This is a genomic window from Vibrio sp. SCSIO 43155 (assembly GCF_023716605.1).
Taxonomy (GTDB): domain Bacteria; phylum Pseudomonadota; class Gammaproteobacteria; order Enterobacterales; family Vibrionaceae; genus Vibrio; species Vibrio harveyi.
The window spans coordinates 1522844-1546575 of the sequence record NZ_CP071852.1 but is presented as its reverse complement, the minus strand read 5'-3'; the positions used below and the strand labels follow the sequence as shown (position 1 = coordinate 1546575).

Sequence of the window (23732 nt, the reverse complement as noted above, 5' to 3'; positions counted from 1 at the left end):
TAAAAGCAAATTCGGAGGTTGGCTGTGCGTAATTCCAAAGGTTTTACTCTGATAGAATTGGTGATTTGTATCGTCATTCTGGGAATAGTAAGTGTTGTGGCGTTTCCAAAATTTTTAGACATCCAAAAAGACGCCCGTATTGCGGTCTTACATGGCGCAAGAGAAGCTTTGATGACCGCAAACAATCAAGTTTATGCGAAAGCAGTCATGCAATCTCAAGAACAAGTCGATGGTGGAGAGGTCAAGAATATTGACTTGGATAGCGATGGTGTTAAGGATTTAATTGGCTATTACGGATACATAAAGAACGTAATACCTGCACAAGAACTCGCTGGTTTTGACCCTCAATTGACTATCAATCGATGGTATGGCGTAGATGATGAAAACGAACCTTACTTCTTGATTGGCTTCGCTAATAAGCCCGTAGATATCTCTCATCTTTGTTATGTTGAGGTTTACTACCCGAAAACATCAGGTGGTCAAATAAAATACGGAATTCAAACTAGAGACTGCTAAAACCACTCGGAATGAGCTTCAAGAGTATCACTTTTGAAGCTTTTATCCCCTAACAACCCAAAACCCTCCAAAACTCCAAGTTAACAATAAATTCACATTATCTCGTTACATCCACACCTTTCAGCGATACATAAGGCAGCAAACCACACTGTTCCTGCCAAATCGACACATTGTATTGTTTTTCATTTCGCTCAAAAATTCCGCTTGTAAACTCATTAATTCGCTCAATAATAGTTCTATAACAAATTCAATAATTTAAGCAGGAGGCGAAATGAGAATATTCTGGCAGCTGCGTTGGTACTTCCAACTCAAATGGAAACAATATGTGGGGTCAATCCTATTGTTTGCCGTCATTTCAGCCCTTCAGCTTGTTCCCCCTAAAGCAGTCGGCATTATTGTCGATGGTGTGGTTGATAACACGCTAGAAACCAGCACCTTACTGATGTGGTTAACCGGGCTTATTGCGTTATTTTTTGCGATATATGGCTGTCGAATTCTGTGGCGTATCTGGTTATTTGGCGCGAGTTGGGAATTAGGCACTATTTTACGTAACCGACTCTATCGCCATATATCCACGCAACCTCCTCGATTCTTCGAAAGATACAAAACTGGCGACCTGATGGCTCGTGGTACCAATGACGTGCGCAACGTCGTGATGACAGCCGGTGAAGGCGTATTAACCGCGGCAGATTCGGTGATTACTGGTATTGCTGTTTTCATTATTATGGTGACACAAATCAGTTGGAAGCTGACGTTAATGGCTCTTTTACCGATGCCATTCCTCGCGATCATCATCTTTTTCATTGTTCGCATTCTGCATAAGCGTTTTAAGATCGCACAAGAAGCTTTCTCCACAATGTCAGACATGACTCAAGAATCATTGAATGGCGTACGTATGCTGCGAGCTTTTGGGTTAGAAAACCAAGAGCAAAAGCGTTTTGAAGATGTCGTCGATGATACCGGCGAGAAGAATATCGCGGTAGCTCGCGTTGACGCACGTTTTGACCCAGCAATCCAATTGACCATTGGCATGTCTTTCTTCCTAAGCGTGGCATCAGGTGCGTATTTAGTTGACCAAGGTGATATTACACTTGGGGATTTGACCGCATTTACCATGTACTTAGGTCTTATGATCTGGCCGATGTTGGCATTCGCGTTCTTGTTCAATATTCTGGAACGAGGCTCTGCTGCGTGGAATCGCCTACAAGAAATATTTGATGAGAAGCCAGAAATCATCAGTGGCGATACACCATTAGGCACGGATCCATTACCTTTGCAGATCAAGATTAATGAGTTCCACTGGTCAAAAGATCTGCCCGCTGCGCTCACCGATGTTCACATCACTTTGGAGCCTGGAAAAATGCTCGGCATTGCAGGTCCTGTCGGTAGTGGCAAATCAACCTTGCTAACCCTACTGCTTCGTCAACATGACATGGACAACGGTACGATTCAATTTGGTGATATCAAAATCAAAAACGCACTCTTACCAGAATGGCGAAACCGCTTTGCCGTGGTCAATCAAAGCCCGTTCTTGTTCTCTAAATCTATCTTCGACAACATCGCTCTAGGTAACCCTGACGCATCAAAAGAAGACGTTTATCGTGCGGCGAAACTAGCTTGTATCCACGACGATATTGAGAAGTTTCCTGAAGGCTATCAAACAGAAGTGGGCGAAAAAGGCATTACCCTCTCTGGAGGTCAGAAACAACGTATCGCTATTGCTCGTGCCATGTTGCTCAATGCACAAGTGCTGGTCTTAGATGACGCTCTATCTGCCGTTGATGGGCGTACAGAGCATCAAATACTAAAGAACCTAGAGACGCACTACCGTGAACAGGCGTTAATCGTCATCGCTCATCGCCTCACTGCGTTAGAGGCAGCCGAAGAGATTGTCGTACTCAACCACGGTCACATCGCAGAACGTGGTCAACATCGCTCGCTTCTTGAGCGGCAAGGTTGGTACGCAGAGATGTACCAATATCAAAAACTAGAACAAGCAATGGAGGACGAATAATGAAGCAATCAACAACGTTTAAACGGTTATTGTCTTACCCATTGTCGCAACCAAAGCCGATGTTAAAAGGCTTAGCACTGCTGTTTATAGCCGCGTTAGCCAGCGCGGGTGGACCTTGGCTCGTTCAATACTTTATTGATGAACACATCGCGAAAGGTGATTATTCACGAGATATTTTGATTTCATTGGCAGCGGGCTACATCGCATTACAGCTTATTTCAGCGACGTTTCAATATTTCCAATCGCTGCAGTTCAGCATTGTGGCGACCAACACAATAAAAACGATTCGCAAACAAGTTTTCGCTGGCGTCATCAAGCAACCCTTGTCCGAGTTTGATTACACTCCTGCTGGTAAGTTGGTTTCAAGAATCACCAACGACACGGAATCGCTGCAACAGTTTTACGAACTGCTAATCGCGACGGTAGTGAAGAACGCGGTGATGATCTTGGTAATGCTTGGGGTTATGTTTTACATGAGCTGGAAACTGACGATCGTGGTGTTAGTGCTCCTACCTATCGTTATCGGCTTCATGTACCTGTTCAAAAAACTAAGTACCGAAAGCTACCGCAACATGCGTGATTTACTGACAGACATTAACGCCAACTTGAGTGAGTCTATTCAAGGCATGAGTGTAGTGCAGTTGATGCAGCAAGAAGAACGATTCAACAAGCAATTCAACGGGCTCACCGCAGATCATTTAGTCGCATCAAAGAAAGTTATTCGTTTGAACGGCTTCCTACTGCGTCCGCTCATGGATTTACTCGCGGGTCTTGCACTGCTCTCACTCGTTGCTATCTTTGGTTTTAATGGCGTAGAAATGATTGGTGTCGGCGTTCTTTATGCCTTCATAAGCTACTTAGCGCGCGTAACTGAACCTTTGATTGAAATGACTCAGCAGTTGGCATTACTTCAGCAAGCATTAGTATCGAGTGAGCGAGTGTTCGAGTTGATGGATGCGAAAGAACAAACCTATGGTGACGATCACCGCCCACTCCAAACGGGTGCAATCGAATTGAGCAACCTCACTTTCAGCTACGATGGCAAACAAGACGTGTTGAAAGACATTTCTCTCAAAGCTGCTCACCAAGACTTTATCGCTCTTGTTGGTCATACCGGCAGTGGTAAAAGTACCCTCGCATCACTACTGATGGGCTTTTATCCAACGAACATCGGTGAGTTACGCATCGATGGTCGCCCATTAAAGTCCCTAGGAAAAGACGTACTTCGTAAAGACGTTGCCATGGTTCAACAAGACCCGCATATCTTACCTGCTAGCGTAAAAGAAAATATTTCTTTAGGTAGAGCGGTCGAAGATACTCAAGTTTGGGATGCACTAGAAAAGGTAGGATTGGCAGAACAAATTCGTCGTTATCCGAATGGTCTAGACACACAACTTGGACAAGGCGAAACGAATCTTTCTGCAGGTCAAAAGCAGTTGCTTGCGCTGGCGCGTGTTTTGGTGGCTAAACCAAAAATCCTTATCTTGGATGAGGCAACCGCGAACATCGATTCGGGTACTGAAGCTCTGATTCAAAAAAGCTTAGAAGTTCTGCGCCAAGATATGACGCTTGTCGTCATTGCGCACCGATTATCGACTATTTTAGATGCCGATCAGATTATCGTTTTGCATCATGGCGATTTGGTTGAAAGTGGCACGCACAAAGCGCTGTTAAAACACAATGGACGATACGCGCAGATGTACCAGCTTCAGCAAGCAAATCGACATATTCAGCAACTTGAAGAGGAAGATGACAAACAGTTTGAGGAAGCTGTTTAAACAGTGTATAGACCCAGACATTAGGCCCGTTGGTCATACTGCGGGCTTTTGTTTATCCCCAATACCGGCGAACCGACTCGATGTCTCGTTCCCCGGTTTCCACCACCTTCATTTCTAATATTCTTAGACTATACCCAAGTAACCTCGAGTTGCTAGGTTCAGCGAGAATGACTTGGTTTGTAGACGCGGCGACGATTTAAAGATCTAGTCACTCTAAATCAAGAGTCGGCAACAAAGTATACAAGCCAAGACAGCTCGCCCTTCGGGAGCGTGTCATTGCCCCGCTTTTTTAATTAAACCAATAGCTGCGTCAAACAACTTGGAAAGAGCTGGTTATTACGCTGCGTTGTTTTCCTTGACCTCGAATCAATGACAACGCTCTGAACCCTGCATCTTGAAGTCACTTGGGTATATAACCCGTTATCCATTCTTATTTTAAAACTATTTACTTTGTATTTTTATGTATTTATTTGTACGTGAACACATACAAAAAAACACCGTTCAATAATGAATTATCTATAAATTCCTTGGTCACATATTACCGAAAACATTATTTAGAATGATAGGAATTGGATGGATGAGTTTAAAAGCGAATATTAAGTTTATAGCGCTTGCTACTGCTGGTTTTTCAATAAGTTCACAAGCTGCACTATATCAAGTAGTGCAAGTCGTTCCCGATAACACTAATTTATCTTCATTTGGTTCCGCGATTCAAAGTGGAGACATTAATGATCCAATTACTGGACAACCTTACTCACTCGGTTGCTTTGAAAAAGAAGCGAATTGTGATGCCAGTAAATTCAAAATAGCACTCGATGTTCGCTCAACGGCTATGCTAGAGGGGAAACCTATTGATGTATCTGAACTGAGAGAAGAAGTACCTTTTGCAATGGATTCTAGCTTTGCATATCGAGGTAGTGAATCTGGTTTTAAACGATACTGTGACAACGAAAAAAAATACAAGATTTGTTCAGCGTGGGCGAGCACACTCTGGCAAGCATGGTCATTGGGTCACAATGAAGCATCTGAGCCAACAGTAACCGCATACGTAGAAGGTGACCACAACACAGCCTTCCCTCTCTTTAACCCAAATACCAAAAACAGCGTGGTTAATGCTTTAACAAAAGACGCAAAGTCAATTGGGACGGTGGCGACTGGATTAGACTCTAAAGACACCATTTCACCAGTTAAACCAAACTTTACTACTGCAGGCGATCAAGCAGCCATAGTCGCAACCCGTGCATGGGCGACAGATGGCACTATCACTGTTGGCAGCGTGGCGAGAAAATCAGGATCGAACCACAGTTCTAAAGCTGCAATATGGGATGACAAAGGAAATGCGCTAGAACTCGAATGGCAAAGCAAACGACTCAAAGGCGGCAAAAGACTTGCCCAAGGTAGCATGCGAGACTTTGTTACTGATGGTAGTACTGTCTATGGCGTCGGCTACAACTCGTATCAGAAAGACAACTACATGGACGCCACCGTCTTTGTTGGCGACCTTAATAAAAAAGAAGATTGGGTCAACAAACCCGTGGACGGGGCACAGCAACGAATTAAAAACAAAACACTGCATAGCAATTCAAGGTTAACCGGCGTTAACTCTAACTTCGTTGCGATTGGTGAAGCGAAACGTTCAGGGCAGTATTTAATGCCAACAGGTTCTGCGCCCAACCGTTTATTCGTCGTCAATGATGTAAGAGCAAAAACATTGCGAGCCAACTATTTGCAATCCGGGATCTTCTTTGACGGTGCGAGTGGAAAAATGGGTGCAATCAATACATACAATGAAATTGTCGGCAGAGTGGATGCAGAAAAGGTACGCGCATCGAAAGGCAAACCACGTAGACAACGAGCGTTTATCTTGCCTTATGCAAAAAATAGTAAAGTCAGTGAAAGAGCAAAAACGCTGTTTGATGGAAAAGCGTGGTATTTGGATGATTTAACAAACGGTTCAGATTCAAGCGATACTTCGTCCACCTCTTACTCCCAAGAAAATAACCGATTCAGAATTATCGATGCGAGCGACATTAATGATGCGGGTATTATTTCTGCAACAGCGCTGAAGTGTCATTCTGGATATAAAACCACCGCCAATAATGCGACTTGTTCAGATAAAGAAGAAGTCGTTGCGGTTAAATTAATTCCAATTAAAGGAAAAACAGCGAAGAATATTGTACCTAGGGATGTTGAAAAAACACCAACGAAACGTAATGGCGCGGGTTTGGGGCTATTTACCGCATTCGGGTTGACTATTCTTTCAATTACGAGAAACGTTAAGACAAGAAAAATAAACATTAAATAGGAAAATATTGGATCAAGTTAAAAACGTGAAAGCACGTTTTTTATCTCCTCGCTAAAAACACATCGTAGATGACAATGGTGACTCCCCTGTTTCTGAACAACAAATTAAAACAGAAATGGGGGCGCTCATGAGCTTAAAACTCTATTTGAAGTTCAGAACAGGTAAGGCTAATGAGATTTACGCCCTAACTTTGAGCTTTTGATGAAGACTCGAAACTGACATCCCTTTCCTTTTACAAAGTCGGAAGTACACAAAGGTTACTTTGGAGGTGTTCAAGTTAAAATCACCATAAAACCACCTGATTCTATTCATAATCTAAACAATTTTTTTATTTCTTACCTATTATTGACATAACCCCTCGCTATTTTGAGCGATGTCGTTGTAAAATCGCGCTAATTACCGACACGTTTTCCCTCAGCAAAGTGGATTCATTCTGCTTGCCGGGACTCGCGTCTATCAATTTTCCTATTGCATGTTAATTTCATGACTGAAGTCCATGGACCAAGATAAGTTTACTAACATCTATCGCTTGCCAGGTTCGCTACAAATTCGAATCGCTAAGTGGCAAAAGACCTTCCGCGGCACATCTGATTTGGTTCTTCATCAGGTGCTAATGGAACGTAATAAGCAATTTAAGAAACCAAGCTTTTTACCAAAGAGTTGGTGCATCACGCCTATCGATGAGAATGACATCACCATTACTCATCACGGTAAATACATTCAAACCGTCATGCGTACCATGCTGGACAGAAAGGTTTCTTACAAACGCCTATTCTTATCTCGAATGGATGCGGACAAGGGTGAGAAGGTATTACGCGAGTACAAGCTTGAGTGGGTAAGAAAGCACAATCAGATTGCTAAAAAGTACAACCAAATCAAGAAAAAACAGTACATGAACTTTGCAAGAGAAGAGGAAGAAACGCTCTACCCTTCAATCCCAAAAGGCGAGTTCGATAAAGCGTTATGGAATAAATTGGTGGTTTCTACCTTTGGTCCCGAGAAAAAGTACAAAAACCCTCATTACGTGCGCAAAGCTGATTTCTAAAAAATCCCCCGATAATTCGGGGGATTTTTGTTTCACACTAATATTTACCAATCGTAGGTTAAGCTCGCGATGACATTACGACGGTCGCCGTACCAACAAAAACCATCACATGTCGCGACATACTCTTTATCTGCTAGGTTCTTAGCTGCAACTTGCAACTTGTAATCACCAATACGGTAGCTCACCGTCGCATCCATCAAGAAGTAGCCCGGCACTTTAATTGTTTCAGTGTTATCGCCGTATGATTCACCGGTGTAACGCGCCCCAAGCCCAACAGCTAAGCCATCAAGTGTCCCTTCTAGGAAACGGTAATGCGCCCAAGCGGATGATACCGTGTTCGCCACTTGAGATGGAGAATTGCCCACCCATGCTGCGTTCACATCTTCTTTGATTTCAGAATCCACATAAGCAATGTTACCAAGTAATGTCAGTGACGGGGTCACATTTGCTACTGCTTCAAATTCAATACCCTTATTTTCTACTTTACCAATTTGAGTTAACTGATTGAGGTGGATTCGAGCAAGGTTCTCTTTCGTTGCTTGGTAAGCTGCAATATTAAAGTAGCCATCGAACGTACGAGGTTGGTATTTCACACCGATTTCAAACTGGTCTCCACTTTCTGGCTTCGCAGGCTTGCCTGCACTGTCTTGCTGAATAATAGGATCAAAATACTGCGAATAACTAAAGTATGGCGTAAAACCAGCCTCTGAAATGTATGCAGTACCTACGCTAAACGTCCACTCTTCATTATCAACTTTAGTTCGAGAGCCTGTCGTTACATTGTGAACCTCATTGCTCGTATCATCATAACGTGCGCCAAGAAGAACCGCCCACTTGTCATTGACCAGAATGTGGTCTTGTAGATAGATACCAAGCTGCTCGTTATCAACCTTTGTTCGCTGCTTGTCGGCGTCAGTCAAAGGCTGAAGCGTTGTTGGGTCTAGCAACCAAACATTGTTCGAATAACTTGGGTTGAAAACATCAAAACGCGGATCTGGCAAGATTCCAATAGGCGTGGTTAAGAGTGAATTTCCATCAGCCACCAATGGGTCGCTTGCAAAGTCTTTACCATCAATACTGACCATCTGATAGTCAATACCAACCATGAGGTTATGTTCAACACTTCCCCATTGCATGTTGTGCATCAAGCGGTTATCAATATTGAAAGCATCAGAAGAGCCCTCTTCTGTACTGGCCGCACGCAGGATGCTTTTGCGCTCATTCAAAGGATCAAGCAGCGGACCTAATCCTGGGACGTCAGCAGCATAGACGTACGAATACATTTGTCGAAGGTTGACGTCCATTTGGCTATAACGAGTCGACTGAACAAAAGAAGTCGTGTCATTGAACATATGTGCAAACTCGTAACCAACAGAAAGCTGTTCGCGTTCAAACGTTTCCCAATCCGTGTTCCCGACCGCAAGACTATCGCTTATCTTACCGTTTTTGTTTGGCTTCAATGTTCCCTCTACAGGTAAGAACTGCAGGTATGGGTCAGAATCATCTTTTTGGTAACTGGTCAGCAAAGTAATTTCTGACGTATCAGTGAACTTGTAAGTCAGTGAAGGAGCAATAAGGAAACGCTCGGCCTCAACGCCATCAACACGTGTGCCGTTCTTTCGCGCCAAACCTTGCACACGAACAGCAAGCTTCTCATTCACTTCTGAGTTCACATCCAGAGAAATCTGTTTGCGATCTTCAGAACCATACTCCACCGACACCTGACCAGAGCCACCATCAAACTGAGGGCGTTTGCTCACCAAATTGATAACACCACCTGGAGGGTTTTGACCATAAAGCACAGAGGCTGCGCCACGAAGCACTTCCACTCGCTCTAATGCAAACGGGTCAATCTGCCAACTGTAAAATCCAGATGAATACAGACGAGTTCCATCTTGATATAAGCCACTATTCGCCTGCTTAAAACCACGGATAATAAACCAATCTTGCTTGTTATCTTCACCAAAGTAATTGGTTTGAATGCTTGGCGTATATTGCAGTGCATCTGAGACACTGATTGATGCGCGGTCATCCATTTGCTCACGAGTCACAACGGAAACAGCGCGTGGCGTTTCGTTGATCGCTAAATCCATCTTCGTTGCAGTACGACTCTTCGCACCAAGGTAGCTAAAATCAGGACCAACGGCACTGTCTTCTTGTAGACCAATTACAACAATGTTTTCATCTTCTTGAGCAAGCACTTGAGGGGTTACTAGCACCATCGCAATAGCCACTGCTGCGGGTGTTAGCATAAACTGCCGATTCATCATTTTTCTCCTTTTTTGTCGGCAACCTTTCCAACCTTTTATGCATTGAGCGAATAGACAAGCCCACACGGGTTGGTTCCGGCATAACCACTGATTTTCCTTAAATGCAAAAACACAGGACGTGCTTTGCTAGCATCACAAACTGGGTGATGAGAGCGATCACCCAGTTCTAGATTTTTATTGTTTTGATATGTGAGGAATGAAGCCAAATCGTCGTTACAGTCGACGTAGTCCCCACATCAGATACAAACCACCAATAAGAGATGCCACCAATCCTGCAGGGATCTCTTGCGGATAAAGTACCTGTCTGCCCATCCAGTCAGCCAATAGCATCACGCCTGCACCAAGCAAGGCGGCACATAGCATGTGTTGCGATGCTTTATTAAAGCCAAACAAACGTGCCAAATGTGGCGCAAGCAAACCGACGAAGCTAATAGGACCAACAACCAAAGTCGCGCTGACAGTAAGACAAGCCACAAGCAATAGTAAAATGGCACGAGAACGGTCAACTTTGAGACCGAGGGCTTTAGAAGAAGAAGCCCCGATCGGCAAAATATCTAACCAGCGAACACAAACAAAACTCAAACCAATAAACACAATGGCAGAAAGAGCGAGCGGGAGCAGCGTGTCCATTGACACGTAATACGTCGAGCCTGAAAGCCAAGCCAATGCTTGATAACTGCGTGGGTCACCCGTTGCCAAAATAAAACTCTGGATGGCATTCATGAGTGCAGTAATGGCAATACCTGTCAGCAAGATTCGTTCTGGTTGGAAGCCAGATTTTCTATTCAATAAGACAATGATTAGTACCGTCAACAAGGCACCAATCAAGCCACCAATAGACAAAGTCACAACCGATGCACCGACGCCAGTAAACATAGCAATGATCAAGCCCATTGCTGTTCCTGAGCTGATACCAATCACTTCCGGGCTAGCCATCGGGTTGCCGCTTAATCGCTGAATCATGGTTCCTGCAATCGCCAACATAGCCCCGGCCATCGCCGCGGCTAAAAGCCTAGGTGTGCGCCATTCCAAAAATAGCCATTCATGGGTAGAGAAAAGCGATGTCCAGCCGTCGTTCTGAACTGAAACGGTGCTGAAGAGCACGATGCCCGCCAAGATGATCAACAAAGTAAATGCGATAGCGTGTTTGTTAAGTTTGTTGACGCGCTCCGAGTGACGAGTGAGCACGGTTTGCGTATGCCCTTGCGTCTTTTGTGATAATCGAGGTAGTAACCAAAGTAACAGTGGTGCGCCTAACGCGGCAGTGGCAGCTCCTGTTGGAATAAAGCTCGCCATCAAACCCGGTAATTGTTGAATGACTAAATCGGTGAGGGTCAAAAGCATTGCACCAATCAACATTGAGATCCAAAGTTTGTGCTGAATCTTATGCACGCCAATCAAGCGTGTAATAGCAGGCGCAGCAAGACCGATAAAACCGATGATACCCACCGTCGCCACAACCCAAGAAGTAATAAGCACCGCTAAGCCAAGGCAAACAAAGCGCAGCTTCGCTAGCGACACACCTAAGCTCTTTGCTCCTTGCTCTGATAGCTCCAAAAGGCTCAAAGGTTTAGCAAACAAAAATGCCACTAGTGCAGCAATGGCGACTCTTGGTGCAAGATAGCTGAAATCATCCCAACCACTTTGAACTAAGGAGCCTGCTCCCCAGATCATGAGTCCATTGAGCTTCTCCGTATTCATCATCAAAATGACCGTACTCAGAGAAGCAAAATACAAGTTGATCACCAAGCCAGAAACAACAACAACGGTCGGAGAAAGAGCCCGTCGCCAAGACAACAACATCACTAACCCCATTGAAGTGATACCACCAACCAAAGCAACTAAATTGGCAGAAAAGTCCAGCATCCAAGGTGTGAATAACGTGGCAAGCATGAGCGTAAAGTTCGCCCCACTCGCAACGCCTAAAGTCGTAGGAGATGCCAACGGATTACGTAGAACCTGTTGCATCAACACACCAGCAACTGCCAAGCCCGCTCCGGAGATCACCGTCGTAAATACGCGTGGCCACCAGCTAAAATGAAGAAGAACGGAATTTATCGACTGGAAATCAGGCTGCCAAAGGCTTGCTAAACCATTGGAAAAGGCGGTGGTTTGACTCAGATGTAACGCTCCAACCGACACCGTAAACATAGAAAGTAAGATCACTAAGGATAAAGGAAAAGCTCTCATTAGAAGTGCTCCTTCTCTTTTGCCGCAGCGACTAAATGAGCAAAGCGAACCGCAGAGGGCATGGCACCAAAGCTCCAAACAGGATCAACGCGCATAACAGGGTGACCTGATTGTTCTACGATATATTGCCAAAATTGGTCTTGTGCCAACTGTTGCTCTCCACCATGAGGAAGCGGATCCACAATAACGATCTGCGCTTTTATTCCCGCGAGTTTGTCGATACCGACCATACTAAAACCCCAGCTATTGGTTTTTTCCGTCCACGCATTAGAGAGACCAAGCTGGTTTATTGCTTGTGAATACAAACTGTTCTCGCCAAAGACACGCACGTGTTTAGTGTCCATAAACTGGACCATTAATAATGGCGCTGAATTTTGGTCGACTTTTTCTTTGAGTGAGGCAAGCTGTGCCTCTGACTGTTCAATAAACGTTTCTGCTTCTACCTCTCGTCCCAATTCTTTGCCGAAAGTACGAGTGAATTGAGTCAATACCGACCAATCCGTGATTCCCTGCCCGTAAAGATCTATCGTTGTAACAGGCGCAATTTCCGCTAATCGGCTTTCCATCGCAGAAAAATAAGGGGCAATAAAAATACGGTCGGGTTTGAGCTCGTAGATACGCTCAATGTTGGGTTGCGTTCTTAAACCCACATCTTTTGTTTGTTTTGGTAATATTGGGGCTTTCACCCATGCGTCATAATCTTGCCCTTGTGCGACGCCAACCGGAACAACACCGAGTGCAAGCATGGTTTCGGTCTGTGTCCAATCCACCGACATCACTCGTGGTGATGGCGTCTTATCAACTGCATGAGCAAACAGAGGAAAAGCAAGACTTGTCGCCCAAACAAGTCGCTTCAGCAATGAAATAAGCGGCTTACAATCCATTGTTGACCCCACTTAGCTTGGCATCGCTACTGGATACCCAGCAGGATGGTCAGAAATACGCATTTCAATGCCATAGATTTGCTGCAACTTAGGCTCGGTAAATACTTGTTGAACGTCACCTTGCGCTATCAAGTCACCTTGGTGCAATGCGACAATCTCATCACAAAAGCGTGCAGCTAAGTTAATGTCATGCAGTACGATGATGACCCCTAAACCTAGGTCTTTACTAAGTTTAGAGATCAAAGAAAGCATATCGACCTGATGACTAATATCGAGCGCAGACAAGGGCTCATCAAGCAACAGGTATTCGGTTTTCTGTGCGAGTAACATCGCAAGCCACACTCGTTGGCGCTCACCACCCGAAAGCGTGTCAACAAGGCGATCGGCATATTTGGATGTTCCTGTCATTTCCATCGCCTCTTCCACGATGGTTTTATCTTTTGTACTCAACCGTCCTAATAAACCATGCCAAGGGTAACGACCAAAGCTCACTAAATCTCGACCGAGAATGCTGTCGGTCATGGGTAAGTGCTGAGGAAGGTAAGCGATGTGCTGGGCAAATTTCTTTGCCGATAAACGGTTGATGTTGTCACCATGCAGCAAAATATCGCCATCACTGTATGGTTGTTGCTGAGCGAGCAGCTTGAGAAGTGTGGATTTGCCAGAACCATTGTGTCCGACAAGCGCGTACGTTTTTCCAGTTTCAAACGTCAAATCAAATGCTTTCAACAAAGACTTACCGTCAATATCGAATTGGAGTGCTTTGGCTTCTAACATCCCTACTTCACCTAATCCTATTTACGTCTCGGGGTTGGTGAAACTTCGCTTTGCCGTCTACCTTCCCGTTACGTTTTATAATTTTATTCAACAAAACGATTAATAAGCTTGGCTTTATATAACAGCAAAGATACAAATGCAAACCATTGTCATTATCATTAATAAATAATTTTATAAATCTTATTGGGAGCACATTCTCGCTACAAAAAGCACGTCAGAAGCAAGGGGAAAAGCAATTTAAAACGAAATGAAATAGGGATTGGAAATGAGGACTATCGGCGGCGAGCATCGCCATTCGCAATGCTCGCTCAAGGAATAAGTTAAGCTGCGACGATAAGAAAAGTTGGATGAGAGCCGCAGCGTTGTTGAACCAGTTAATGACGAGCGTCAGCGCCAAACTCTACTTCTTTATAGATATCGGCCAGCGACTTCTTACCTTGTTTGTCTTTGGCTGAACGCTTTCTTGGTTGGTAGTGATACTCTTGGTCATGCAAAGCTTCTTCATGTTCCTTTGCCGACTCTACGAATTCAGCATTCGCAAGTGCTTGTTGGCGTAAGCGGTTTACTCTTTCTAGGGTTTCCCACAACATACTTCACCTCCAAACGAGTTACTGTATACATATACAGTATTATTTATTCCGACCTCCTAGTCAATATTTTGATTCCCTTCATGGTTTGCTCCTCTACTTTCACATTAACCCCATACCAGCATAATGCTCTGGGTACTTATGAATAATTTGTTTTAAGTAGCCTTGATGTTCGCGCAAAGCATTCACGCATTCTCGGGATAACAAGCCTTGGTAAACGCGTTTTTCAAGCTCTAACAAGGCATACAGGATTGACCACGCTTGACGATATGGATGATGGGTGGTCATGACATCAAACACATTAGCAACTGCCGCGATTTGAGCGGCGATAGGAATCCCTGGACGATCTAACCCATGCGGATAGCCAGACCCATCGAGGTTTTCATATTGGTAAGACGTAATTTGCTGAAATAAAGTGACACTCGGATGAACTGGATTACCAATTCTCGCCACAATGTTATCTGCTGACTCAACACATTGTTCAATATGCTCAGATAGCAGCGCTTCTTGCTCTGCATTCACACATCGGCGATTACATACCACATCAGCAGGGAGTTTTATTTCACTCAAAGCATGATAACGAGTGAACATTCCAATTTGCTCGACAACTTCATCACTAAATTGATAAACATCGGCAAGCTCTGTCGCAATTAATTGGGCGTACATACCAATACGCTTAGTGTGCGAGTAAACTTCCGGCGAATACCCTGGCATCAAGCACTGCATTCTTTCTGCCAAGATTTCAATCGCATTGACGACGTGGTCTTCAGATTCAACGGCAAATTGCACCATCTCAAAATAGGGTCTTAACCCATTTAAAGCCTCGACGCTAAACGCATTGGGTTGAATCGAATTGAGAAACACAAACCCAGTAAAGGTTTGACGGTCATAACAAGGAATAGCGACAGACGAGTGGTAGCCTTGTTTCAACAAGGTTTGAATACGTGGACAGTGGTTGATGTCGTAAAGATCGTTAACAAGACGAGGGATGGCATTGTCTGCAGCAATGCTCAGGTTGTGCAGTTTTCGAAGTGGCGCTTCGTGATGAGCCAAACACCAAGTGTCGAACTCACTTTCGGCAAAAGATTTAAGCATGCCTTGTTTAGGGTGATACTTAGCAAAAGACACCCTATCGACACACGGTAAATGTGCCTGCATCCTATTCTTCAAAGTTTGCATTTGCTCATTGAGCGGTTTTGCAAACGGGTAAAAACTCCGGTGCGCCATACTTCACCTCCACACCAAGTAGAGAAACCAGAAGAAAAGGCTCATGAAAGTCAGCGTATTTGATGTGATTAGAGCGGCTTTTCTCCACCTAAATTATCGACATACCACAACTTAAGTGTACGAAATAAAAACAGTTTTTCGCCAATCTTTTCACCGAATATTCTACGGTAATTTAATCCAGATCAAAAAAAACCAGTGCTATTTTGAGCACTGGCTGTTTTATGCAAATTGAGTTTTCCGATATCAATCCGTTTGGTGATTAACCCAACGCAGGAAGAACACCCAAAGTAATGAGTAGCTGCGCCATCACAATACCAGTACCAGCGATACCTGTTACTAATAGTGCTCCTTGTCCACCTGCCACACGGTATTCACCCGTAAACTCATCAGAGCGACGCACCTTTACCACCATAACTAGCGGTAGGAAGATAGCAAGAATAGCTAAAGCAATTGCAGCATAACCTAGCGCCATGATGAAACCTTGCGGGTAAAACAATGCAAAGCCTAGTGGTGGTGTAAATGTGATCACTGCTGCAACCAAACGGTTTGGCTTTTCACTGTCGCCTCTGATCGTGTCACCCAAGAATTCAAACAGACCCAAACTCACACCTAGGAAAGACGTCAGAAGTGCAAGGTCAGCAAATACGCCTACCACACTACCAAGATTTGACTGGTGAACAGTTTGAGACAGTTGACCAATCAATGCGCTCAAACCACCGTTTTCAATCAAGGTATCTTGGCTTACTACACCAAGCGTTACAATTTGCCAGAAAATGTAGATCACGAGCGGAATTGTAGAGCCAACGATGATCGCTTTACGCAGAGACGACGTGTCACCGTCGAGGTAGTTAACAATAGCCGGGATACTGCCGTGGAAACCAAAAGAGGTAAAGATTACTGGAATAGCGGCAACGACAAGACCTTGCTCTATTGGCATGCTTAGCAAGTAAGATTCGGTCACGTTTGGCGCAAGAAATGACAAGACTGCAATCATGGTCACCATTTTAAGACCAAACAGCACGCGGTTTACTTTGTCTACAGTGCCAGTGCCCACTGTCACAACCATGGTCACGATAAGGGTAAAGATGATGGTTGAAGTCGAGCCAGAAATATCCAGACCAAACCACTCTGTCAAACGGTCACCAAACTGAGCACCACCACCCGCGATGTAAGCAGCACACAATGAGTAAAACAAGAAGAGCATGGCAAAGCTTGCAACCCATTTGCCCTTCTGACCAAGAATTTGTTTCGCTAGAGTATGAAGAGTTGCACTGCTGTCCGCATATTGGTGAAGCTCCAGCATCAACAACGCAGTAAACGCCATTAACGCCCATAACCCCAGCATAATAATTAAAGAGGTAGAAAAACCAATGCCAGCAGAGGCAAGAGGAAGCGCCAGCATGCCAGCACCAATCGTAGTCCCAGCAATAATCAGGGTGCTACCAAACACTTTAGATCGACTCATTGTATATTTATCTTTACAGCTTTATAAGATTTATCAGCATCAGATCGGGCAACGGCATACCAAACCTAACACCATATTTGGAATGATGACGATTCTGTAGGATCTTTCTAATAAGATCAAGCAAAGTGTAAGGATAAAAATCCACACACGTAAACTTAAGTGTACATAACGTTTTTAAACTCTAATTTCTGCAAGCAATTGGGCGCACTCCTCTTCATTCATAAACTTAGGAACAGGATAATTCCAGTGCGCTTCTTTAAGGATCAAACTCACTAACTCTCCAGTATCAGAGGATTGCAACAGTGGCGATGTTTGTTCGATGCCAATTGCGTTATACAAATCTTCTAGCCTATGAATGAAATCTTGTGCACTCGCTCTATCCTCACCTTGCGTTCCGCTCAAGGCTTCACTTAGGGCTGTCAGTTGTGGCTCAATCTCAGAGAAAGAAAATCGAAGGACAGGGAGCAAAGCAAGACCATTCGCCATTCCGTGAGGTATGCCATACTTGGCACCCAAGTTATGCGCGAATGCGTGAACGTAACCAAGACTCGCTTTGGTGAAGGCTAACCCAGCATAGTAAGACGCCATTGCCATTTTGTTTCGAGCCTCAATATTACTTCCGTCTTCTACGGCTTGAGGTAAGTACTTGAAGATAAGCTTAATAGCCGCAATCGAATAGGCTTTGGTATCAACAGTCGCATTACGGGAAATGAAAGCTTCTACCGCGTGTGTCAACGCATCAATACCCGTATCAGCCGTTATCTTTGCTGGTAAACCAACCAGTAAATTCGCATCCAATGCGGCCATTAAAGGCACCAATTTCGGATCCATTAATGGGGTTTTGTGGTGGGTGTCTGGTTCAGAAACAACAGCGGCAATCGTCACCTCAGATCCAGTACCAGACGTTGTCGGAATCACAAATAAAGGCGCAGGAGTTCTCCACACGCGAAACAAACCAGCAAGCTTCTTAATGGATTTCCTGTTTGTCACCCGGGCAGCAATAACTTTGGCACAATCCATGGCAGAACCACCGCCAAGCGCTAAAATCGCGTCACATCCTGAGTCGAAATACATCGTTAATCCAGTCTCTACTTGATCGTATGTGGGATCTGGTTTTACTTCAGAAAACAGCACAACGTCTAAACCTCTGGCTTTCGCGCTTTCTATTACCTGCTCCGCCATACCAATTTTTACTAAGCCGTCATCAGTCACAAGAAGCAACTTTTTAAAACCAAGATCAGCAATCGCCTCCGTCAACTCATGGAGACTGCCAGCACCAGAGAATAATGTCGGTTTAGGGAGTGGGAGTACATAGGCGGCGGCTTTCAAACCATTGGTATAACCGCGATAAAGCAGGTGTTTTAACATAACAAGTCCTTTTGTTTTGAGCTTTTATTCTAGTTGCTTTTTTAATCCGCTCGAACTGGTAAGGTCACAGATTCATCTTTCCGTTAGCATTATTGATAATACAAATATCGAGACTCTAAGCACAAACAGGGACAGCGCCTAAACACTCTCCCTGTTTTTGATTCATTCGATTAGCACATTTAGTACGTTAATTCTGGATCGACACAATGGAAGATCTCTCCGCTTCCTTTGCCGTCTTCAAGCATATCAAAAATCAAACGAGCAACTTCTTGACGATATACCAATCCATGCACTTCTTTCGGCTCGACCAAAACACCATTGCCTGTCACGTCACCATCTTTAAGACCACCTGGGCGAATAATGGTGTAATCCAAATCACTAGTCTGTAACCATGCTTCTGCCAATGACTTCTCCCGGACGACACCGCCGAAGCCCGCTTTAGAGCGTTCAGAGAGATACTGCCAGCTGTCACCACAACCGAGAGACGTCACCAATACAAAACGTTTCAGTGAAGCGTGGCAAGCAGCGTCGATAAGATGGCGATGACCAAGATAATCCACCGGAATATCCGCACGAAAGCTGCCCATAGTACTGATGATGATGTCATCTTGATTAAGCTGCTCGACAACCGCATTCACCTCAGTCGCTACCGTTGCATCACACGTAAAGGTCGAGTGGCATATCGCCTTCAATTCCGGATTCTTATCTGGATTTCTTGCTACGCCAATCACTTGAGTACCCTTCTCAGCAAAATACTGCGCAATTGCCAAACCAAGACCACTGCTCGCGCCCCATATAACGACTCTTTTCATAACTTACCTTTCACAACACACATGATAATGAGAATACTTTACATCACTATTTGTGTGGTTTTCAAAGGAAGTCAATCGAACAAGGAGAAATCTTTCGAAATCAATACGTAGTTCAAAGAAATGACCAAGAGTTCTGGGCTTCGGATGAATTTTACGTGCGACAAGCAGTATTATTCTCGGCATAACTATAACTAAGCCATGTGCACCCTTTTTAGGTATCAGTTCGCTGTCGCATTCCCCTAAAAAATCAAAATAAAATAAGCACAGGCGAGTAAAAACGTCGGTAATTACAATGAAGCAATCTTCCCACTCCATCTCGGGGTTTGAAGTCGATCTAAAACAAGCCCTGATCTGGGTAGCGCGTGCGTTAGATTACGTAGGCGTAGACGATACACACCATAGCCATCGAGTCGCCTATATTGCCTATCAATGTGCGATCACCTTAGGTTGGGACATCAAAAAAGCAGAGTTCTGTTACTTTGCTGGCATGATCCACGACTGCGGAGTTTCTGAGACCCGCGAGCACATGATGCTGCTTGAACAGCTTGTTCCTCAAGACGCCAAAGCGCACTGCATCCGTGGCTACCACACGCTTAAGCAATGTCGGTTGCTCACTCAATTCGCAACGCCAATTCTTTATCATCATACGTACTGGAAAGAACTCGAACAGATCGATCTTCCGACATTTGAAAAAGACGTCGCTGCACTGCTTTACCTTTCTGATCGTCTCGATTTTATGCGTGCGTATTACGTATCTAACTGCCATAGCGACCTTGTCACCTTGCATGAGGAACTGATTGCCGAGTGTGTAATGGCAAATGCGGGCACGCTGTTTAACCCAGACATGTGCGACGCGATGGTTCAATTGATCATGACAGATGCGTTTTGGTTTGCGATGGAGTCAGAGCATATCGAAACGATTGGACTTCAATTTGAGAATATAGACTGGCTGCAAAAACAACTAACCATAGAAGACATGAACAGCTTGGGTTTGTTCTTAGCTCGTATTGTTGATGCCAAGAGCCCTTTTACTTATCAACATTCACAAAAGGTCGCTGAACTGTCTCGTTACTTGGCGAAGAAAATGGAGTTGGATGAGCACGAACAAGAGATGATTTTTATTGCTGGACTCGTTCACGATATTGGTAAACTCAAAACTCCGGATGAGATCCTTCATAAGGAAGGACCGCTGGACAAACACGAATACACTCGAATTAAACGTCACACCGTGGACACAGAGTTAGCACTGCATAAAGTGTTTCCTAACGCCAAAATTGCTGAATGGGCTTCCAATCATCACGAGCGCTTAGATGGCTCAGGTTATCCATACCATAAAACAGGTGAAGCCTTGGACGTACCATCGCGCATTATTGCGGTCGCAGATGTCTTTCAAGCACTTTCTCAAGATCGTCCCTACCGTGGACGCATGACGCCACAAGAAATCGCCATCATCATGGATGAGCAGATCAAATCAGGTAAGCTCTGTTCTGATGTATATCGAGTTTTGTCATCACACATGCAAACGTGTTATGAGCTCTCCACTCAAGCTTAACGCCGAGCCGTAAACAGAATAAAACAAAGGGACACCAGATTGGCGTCCCTTTGTTATTTCAAACGTATTTCAACGCGACCACAATAATAAGGTCTAGTGAGCGATGTCGAGCTGGTTATCTTTGACACCGTTAATACGGAACCAACCTGCAATACTGAATCGCTCAGCGTTTGTCGGCAACACTTCGTGTGGGAATTGCTCAGATAGGAACACGAACAGACGACCAGAACGCGGTGGAATAGTCGCAATTTTGTTGTCATTCAAATCGTACACCACCAACTCACCTGCATCTTCTTCGCTCCACGACTCATTCATGTAGAACACTGTGGTTAGGCGGCGGTTTTCATTGCCCTTAAAGCAGTCGAGGTGTTTTTGGTAGAAGTCACCTTTCTCGTATTTCGCGAAGTGCGCTTCGTACTCAAACAAGCCTAGAAAGAAATGACGGTTCGCTTCCAAACGGATCTCTTCCATCTTGTCTAAGAAAGACGCCACTGGTGCACCCATGTCGCGTTTCAACCATTGGATCTTGTCACTGCGAATGGTTTCAATACGAGTCACGTCGTCGTTACGACCAATACGTGCTTTCTTCCAATCATCAGGAATACAGTCACGCAGCTCAGCCACTTCCTCTTGAGAAATAAAATCATCCCAGATGTAGTATCCGTGCGTCGATAACGCGTCGATCAGTTTGTTCATTCTATTTTGTTCACTCGTATAGGTTTGGGCGGTCTATATAAGAAATCCGTGCTACAACAACAAATTCCATTTTCTATCGACACGACAAATCCACACAGTTCACAGAATAAAGACGTAAAAAAGCCGCTCTCAAGAGCGGCTCAGTTTGGTTCAGTTGCTACGTTTCAATTATCGAGTTTGAAGCGCAACAGAACGAGGCCGGATTGGACGAATTCGCTGAATCACTGGGCGTTGTTTTTTCTTTAGCTGGATATGACACATTTCCAACACTAGACCAAACGCCATCGCGAAATACACGTAACCTTTGTTGATGTGAATAGCAAAACCTTCTGCCATCAACAGACCACCTAGCAATACTAGGAACAGTAGAGCAAGTGTCTTAAAGCCCGGGTAACGCGTCACTAGATTGTTGATTTTCTCCGCCGTTAATACCATTACAATTGCTGACGAGATGATTGCCGCCACCATAATAGGTACCTCGCTCGTTAAACCAACTGCGGTGATCACCGAGTCCATTGAGAACACAGCGTCAACTGCAACGATCTGCAATAGAACCACGGCAAGACCAGTACGAACATGAGTCGAGTGACCGTGTTCTGTATGCGTTAACCAACTCCACAACTCTTTCAAGCTTTTCGCCAACAGGAACGCACCACCTGCAATCATAATCAAATCACGACCAGTAAATGCGTAGTCGCTAAAGCTGATTAACGGCTGAGTAAGCTGCATGATCCAAGAGATCGAGAACACCAAAACAATGCGAGCCATAACGGCAAGACCGATACCTAGGTTTCGGGCAAGTTTACGCTGGTGTTGTGGTAATCGTTCACACAGAACGGAGATGAATACGACGTTATCAACGCCTAAGACAACTTCAAGAGCAAACAAGGTAGCGAAGATAGCCCACGCTTCTGGTTGCATGAAAAGTTCTAACATGAGTACGCCTCCGATGATTGGAAGCCATACAGTGAATTGTTCAGTCGACTAAAGGGGTCGTCCATTAAGTTTATTTAAACCTCTGTTACTTAGGAAAGTTGAGTAAATCACCTCTCCTATTTGTTCGCAATCCCCTATTTTGTCAGGCTTATGTCAACCATCTTTCGTCCTCTAAGGGTTATTGCCACTACTCACCCCCATAAAGTGCCCAATTGAGCCAAATCTTTATATAGAACACGAAAAGAAACACCTCTTTTTGCGTGCTTCAACAATCGTAAAAAAATGTTTCACAATAATATTTTGATATACTGAGAAAAATCACACTAGTTAGTCTTACGAATGGATTACATAACACTCTCACGCATTAGCCTTAAACACCTCACCGTATTGCACATGTTGCTCACAACACACAGTGTGACTCAAGCAGCAGAACAGCTTTGCGTGACCCCTTCTAGCGTGAGTAAAACGCTAAGCCAATTACGCGACATTCTTAAAGATGACCTTTTTTACCGCGATGGTACTCGCTTAGTTCCAACGCCGTTTGCTTTAAACATCGGTCCTTCGGTACACGGCATTCTTTCCAGTATGAACGGTTTACTTTATCAAGGCTCATTCAATCCTGCGTATTACGAAGGTCGCTTCTCTTTGGCGATGCGTGAAAGTACCTTTGAAATTTTCGCACCAATGCTACAAAACCTATCTCAACAAATGGGCAGTCGAGCACAACTAAACGTCTACGCGAAAGAGCAGATGAGTTTTGATTCTTTAATCCGTGGACAAGTGGACTTTATGATTCTGCCGCACGATATCAGCCAACCACCTACGCATAATAAAGACTTGGTTTGGCAAACGATTTTGGAAGATGAGATGATCTGTTTGATGGGCAGTAACAACCCATTGTCAAAAGAAGATCTCTCGGTAGAAAACTACTTGTGTGCTAGGCACATTGGCATTCACGATAAAGACTTATCTCAACCTTACTTTGAGCAGAACTTAACTCAGCGCTACGCCAAACGCAGTATCGCGATGCACGTGGCGGACTTTGGGTCCGCAGCTGTGATGTGTCACCACTCAGATTATCTGTTCACTTGTTCAAAGCTTTGGGCACAAATGGCACTACAAGCGAAAGGATTAGTAGAAAGACCATTGCCGTTCGAATATGGACAAGTGGCGTATAGCTTGGTGTGGAACAAAGCGAGCCTCAACGATCCCGCTTTAAGATGGCTACAACAACAAGTGCTTAAGGCGTGTGAAACCTTGGGAGGATGCAGCAAACCAAGAGTGAATAAACTTTAAAGTTATCCCTCCTG

The 23732-nt window shown here is 44.4% G+C and carries 18 protein-coding genes; 7 read left to right on the top strand and 11 right to left on the bottom strand.

Going from position 1 to position 23732, the window contains the following annotated elements; all coding sequences use genetic code 11:
• Nucleotides 1–24: 24 nt before the first annotated feature.
• The 5 genes from J4N44_RS07030 (at nt 25) to J4N44_RS07010 (ending at nt 7658) form a co-directional block, all read left to right on the top strand.
• Entirely contained in the window at nt 25–516 is a 492-nt protein-coding gene (locus J4N44_RS07030) for a type II secretion system protein (RefSeq protein WP_005451816.1), read from the top strand.
• 271 nt (nt 517–787) lie between these two features.
• Complete coding sequence (locus tag J4N44_RS07025) at nt 788–2530, top strand: ABC transporter transmembrane domain-containing protein (RefSeq protein WP_005444420.1); 1743 nt, start codon at nt 788–790, stop codon at nt 2528–2530.
• On the top strand, nt 2530–4308 hold the full coding sequence (locus tag J4N44_RS07020) for an ABC transporter transmembrane domain-containing protein (RefSeq protein WP_005444422.1): 1779 nt from the start codon (nt 2530–2532) through the stop codon (nt 4306–4308). The genes J4N44_RS07025 and J4N44_RS07020 overlap by 1 nt, the downstream gene beginning before the upstream one ends.
• A gap of 577 nt (nt 4309–4885) precedes the next feature.
• Nucleotides 4886–6613: a DUF3466 family protein gene (locus J4N44_RS07015; protein ID WP_252045005.1), complete on the top strand. Its 1728-nt coding sequence runs from the start codon at nt 4886–4888 to the stop codon at nt 6611–6613.
• A gap of 496 nt (nt 6614–7109) precedes the next feature.
• On the top strand, nt 7110–7658 hold the full coding sequence (locus J4N44_RS07010) for an MSHA operon transcriptional regulator (RefSeq protein ID WP_005442115.1): 549 nt from the start codon (nt 7110–7112) through the stop codon (nt 7656–7658).
• Nucleotides 7659–7702: 44 nt separating this feature from the next.
• Here the strand turns inward: J4N44_RS07010 and J4N44_RS07005 are convergent, their stop codons facing one another.
• The 9 genes from J4N44_RS07005 to J4N44_RS06965 form a co-directional block, all read right to left on the bottom strand.
• Entirely contained in the window at nt 7703–9925 is a 2223-nt protein-coding gene (locus J4N44_RS07005; RefSeq protein ID WP_050925845.1) for a TonB-dependent siderophore receptor, read from the bottom strand.
• A gap of 216 nt (nt 9926–10141) precedes the next feature.
• The gene (gene fhuB, locus J4N44_RS07000) at nt 10142–12118 is read right to left on the bottom strand and encodes a Fe(3+)-hydroxamate ABC transporter permease FhuB (RefSeq protein WP_005444426.1); all 1977 of its coding nucleotides are present in this window, start codon (nt 12116–12118) and stop codon (nt 10142–10144) included.
• Entirely contained in the window at nt 12118–13002 is an 885-nt protein-coding gene (locus J4N44_RS06995; RefSeq protein ID WP_017819471.1) for an ABC transporter substrate-binding protein, read from the bottom strand. Before J4N44_RS06995 ends, fhuB begins: the two co-directional genes overlap by 1 nt.
• Before the next feature lie 12 nt (nt 13003–13014).
• Nucleotides 13015–13779, bottom strand: a complete 765-nt coding sequence (locus J4N44_RS06990; protein WP_005444434.1) for an ABC transporter ATP-binding protein — start codon at nt 13777–13779, stop codon at nt 13015–13017.
• Between the two features lie 374 nt (nt 13780–14153).
• Nucleotides 14154–14369 carry a hypothetical protein gene (locus J4N44_RS06985; RefSeq protein ID WP_005433984.1) on the bottom strand — a complete coding sequence of 72 codons (216 nt, stop codon included), beginning with the start codon at nt 14367–14369 and terminating at the stop codon, nt 14154–14156.
• A 99-nt stretch (nt 14370–14468) separates the two neighbouring features.
• Nucleotides 14469–15593, bottom strand: coding sequence for an HD-GYP domain-containing protein (locus tag J4N44_RS06980; RefSeq protein ID WP_252045004.1), 1125 nt, complete (start codon nt 15591–15593; stop codon nt 14469–14471).
• 259 nt (nt 15594–15852) lie between these two features.
• Nucleotides 15853–17058 carry an aromatic amino acid transport family protein gene (locus tag J4N44_RS06975; protein ID WP_252045003.1) on the bottom strand — a complete coding sequence of 402 codons (1206 nt, stop codon included), beginning with the start codon at nt 17056–17058 and terminating at the stop codon, nt 15853–15855.
• A gap of 174 nt (nt 17059–17232) precedes the next feature.
• The gene (locus J4N44_RS06970; RefSeq protein WP_017819473.1) at nt 17233–18426 is read right to left on the bottom strand and encodes an iron-containing alcohol dehydrogenase; all 1194 of its coding nucleotides are present in this window, start codon (nt 18424–18426) and stop codon (nt 17233–17235) included.
• 179 nt (nt 18427–18605) lie between these two features.
• Nucleotides 18606–19238 (bottom strand): SDR family NAD(P)-dependent oxidoreductase, encoded by a 633-nt coding sequence (locus tag J4N44_RS06965; RefSeq protein WP_050939230.1) that lies wholly within the window; start codon nt 19236–19238, stop codon nt 18606–18608.
• Between the two features lie 292 nt (nt 19239–19530).
• Between J4N44_RS06965 and J4N44_RS06960 the strand changes: the two genes are divergently transcribed.
• Complete coding sequence (locus J4N44_RS06960; RefSeq protein WP_252045002.1) at nt 19531–20790, top strand: HD domain-containing phosphohydrolase; 1260 nt, start codon at nt 19531–19533, stop codon at nt 20788–20790.
• A 93-nt stretch (nt 20791–20883) separates the two neighbouring features.
• Here the strand turns inward: J4N44_RS06960 and J4N44_RS06955 are convergent, their stop codons facing one another.
• Both J4N44_RS06955 and J4N44_RS06950 read right to left on the bottom strand, forming a co-directional pair.
• Nucleotides 20884–21486, bottom strand: a complete 603-nt coding sequence (locus tag J4N44_RS06955) for a 2OG-Fe(II) oxygenase (protein WP_009698095.1) — start codon at nt 21484–21486, stop codon at nt 20884–20886.
• Nucleotides 21487–21654: 168 nt separating this feature from the next.
• Complete coding sequence (locus J4N44_RS06950; protein WP_009702297.1) at nt 21655–22422, bottom strand: TerC family protein; 768 nt, start codon at nt 22420–22422, stop codon at nt 21655–21657.
• A 339-nt stretch (nt 22423–22761) separates the two neighbouring features.
• On the opposite strand from J4N44_RS06950, the gene J4N44_RS06945 reads away from it, so the two are divergent.
• Nucleotides 22762–23718: a LysR family transcriptional regulator gene (locus J4N44_RS06945; protein ID WP_045488354.1), complete on the top strand. Its 957-nt coding sequence runs from the start codon at nt 22762–22764 to the stop codon at nt 23716–23718.
• Nucleotides 23719–23732: the final 14 nt, after the last annotated feature.